The organism is Kineococcus siccus (genome assembly GCF_009906795.1).
Lineage (GTDB): Bacteria > Actinomycetota > Actinomycetes > Actinomycetales > Kineococcaceae > Kineococcus > Kineococcus siccus.
On sequence record NZ_JAAALN010000453.1, the window covers coordinates 1 to 548 of the forward strand.

Genomic DNA, 548 nt, shown 5'->3' on the forward strand with positions numbered 1-548 from the left:
CCACCCGCACCGTCCACCGCTCGCGAGAACCCCGAGGCCCGACATGCCCCCCAGCACCGCGACCCGCCGACCGGCTCCGCGCACCCCCGTGCGCCTGCCGCGCCGGGCCCTCAGCCGCCGCGCCCGCGGCGGAGAGCTCCTGCAGGGCCTCGCCGCCGGGGTCCTCCTGCTCGCCGTGCTGGTGGGGGTGCCGCTGGCGCTCGCCGGTCTCGTCGGCAACCCGCTGCCGAGCACGGGGCCGTCCCGCGGGTGGCTGGACGCCGAGCTGACGGCGTCGGCCGTGCTGGACGTCCTGGCCGTGGTGGTGTGGGGGGTGTGGCTGCACTTCGTGGTCTGCGTGGTGGCCGAGCTGCACGCCTGGGCGCGCGGCGGAACGGGCCGCCGGGTGCCCTTCGGTGGCGGCAACCAGCTGCTCGCCCGGCGCCTCGTCGCGGCCGTCCTGCTGCTGGCGGCCGGGGCGGTGTGGGTGCCCGGGACGGCGACGGCCGTCGGGACCCTGCTGGACACCGCGCCCGTGAGCGCGACGACCAGCGTCAGCGCGGCCGCGG

At 79.4% G+C, this 548-nt stretch carries 1 pseudogene; it reads left to right on the top strand.

The window, feature by feature from the left end:
- Positions 1–43: 43 nt before the first annotated feature.
- Positions 44–548: pseudogene (locus GTR02_RS22095) on the top strand (hypothetical protein); the annotation flags it as partial.